Annotated in this window: 1 protein-coding gene; it reads right to left on the bottom strand. The window is 51.9% G+C overall.

Going from position 1 to position 1,622, the window contains the following annotated elements:
- Positions 1–25 precede the first annotated feature (25 nt).
- Positions 26–1,465, bottom strand: a complete 1,440-nt coding sequence (locus ACIFQM_RS24905) for a transposase (protein ID WP_430049030.1) — start codon at positions 1,463–1,465, stop codon at positions 26–28.
- Positions 1,466–1,622: the final 157 nt, after the last annotated feature.

The following is a 1,622-nucleotide window of genomic DNA, read 5'->3' on the forward strand; positions in this document are numbered from 1 at the left end:
CTGGACAGTCAAAAGTTCTACAGCGCTAAGAAACCAGCGAATCGCGCTCCACATCAGCGTTTTCCTGCTTGGATTTAATTATTTTCGTTATAGATAAATGCGGATTTTGAGCAAACAGGCGAAAAATAGACTTGCGTAAATAAGCGGCAACGCTGGCTTCGGAGACCACAGCATGGGAGGGCGTTCGCAGATAGCGGAAAAACAGCCCCGAGGTTCGGCCTGAAAACTGCAAGGCGACGAGTTGGAGGAGTCCCATCGCCATGCACTGGCACATGACGAATCCCTCGATCGCCTGGATCGTTTTCTGGATACGCTGTCGGTCTTGCTCGTTCGTTACGGCTTCGAGCGGGTGCGCTTCCTCTTTTCTCAAATACCGGTTCAGCTTCGGCATGGACTTGCTCCAGAAACGGTAGCCGAAGGCGTGGGTGACTTGCTTCATTTCCCGAAACGTGCATTCGATCTTGAAGCGATAGCCGTACAAGCGGATGATATCCGTGGCTGCCAGGCTCAAATCCGTACTGACCAAGATGGAGTAGCGGCCCCCATGCACCACCAGCACAAAGCGTAATTCCTGATACAAGCCTTGGCCCCAAAGCAGATCCAGGCACAGAAACTGAACCGTCTCTTCTTTGCCGTACAGCAGAAGGGTAGTGGTTTGAAAATCGGCAGCGCGAGTCGTGAACAGCTCCTTCAGTTTGACCGCCTGGCCTTTTTTCGGCGGTCGGCCCCGTCCCGGCTTTTTCGCCTGGGGGCGTTCGTAGGCGACCACGTTCGATTTGGCTTTCGTCACCAGGTGCATGCGGGTTTCGGAAGCGAGGTGGCACGCATTCAGCCGCTCCAGGGCCGGAACCGACAAGAAGTATCGATCCAAAAGCAGCAGCGCTTGACCGAAACTTTTCGCGGCCTCGAAGCCCTGCTCAATCATCTGAACGACATGGGAAGGTGTTTCTACTTCGCCCTTGGACTTCTTCCAGCCCAGAATGGTTTGGACACCATCTTGTAGATTCATGAACAAGGGCAAGCAGAACCACTTCCGGGAATCACCGACCAGAATGCCGATGGCGCCGAACAAATGACCAAAGATATAGTCACCCTTGGAGACATTTTCGGATTCCTGATGAAGCTTCTTGACGCCCGGCATCCGGCGGCCTTCCTTGGCTTGTTTCATGCCATCTCCGACGAGGACCACGCGATTCTGAATCACCAGCAAAGGCGCATGCTGGCGCACGACCTGAAGCCACTTCTGCCGTAGCGTCGAAGTGGACCAGCCGGACGAACGGAAGAAATGAATGAGTGTCTCATAGCAGCGGCTATTCAGCGAAAGATCCCGAATCACCGAAGTTACGCCCAGATGGTCGGAGCGCAGCATAAAACCGATGACCAGAACAATGAACCACTCAAAAGTGGCTTGTCTGGAAAAGCAGGAACGGAAGGGAAGCAAAAGTTCATTCAGGTATTTTAGCATAGGTATGGTCAATCGCTTCGAAATAGGGTACACTTTTTTCGTAACCCATTCAGCGATTCTATCCTTTTAGAGTGAGATCTTAAGGATACCGTAGATTCGCCGAATTGGGTTATTTTTCTATGCGTCGATTTATCTATAAAAACTTTTCACTGTCCAG

The sequence above is a fragment of the Paenibacillus sp. NRS-1782 genome, assembly GCF_050467685.1.
Lineage (GTDB): Bacteria > Bacillota > Bacilli > Paenibacillales > Paenibacillaceae > Paenibacillus > Paenibacillus terrae_A.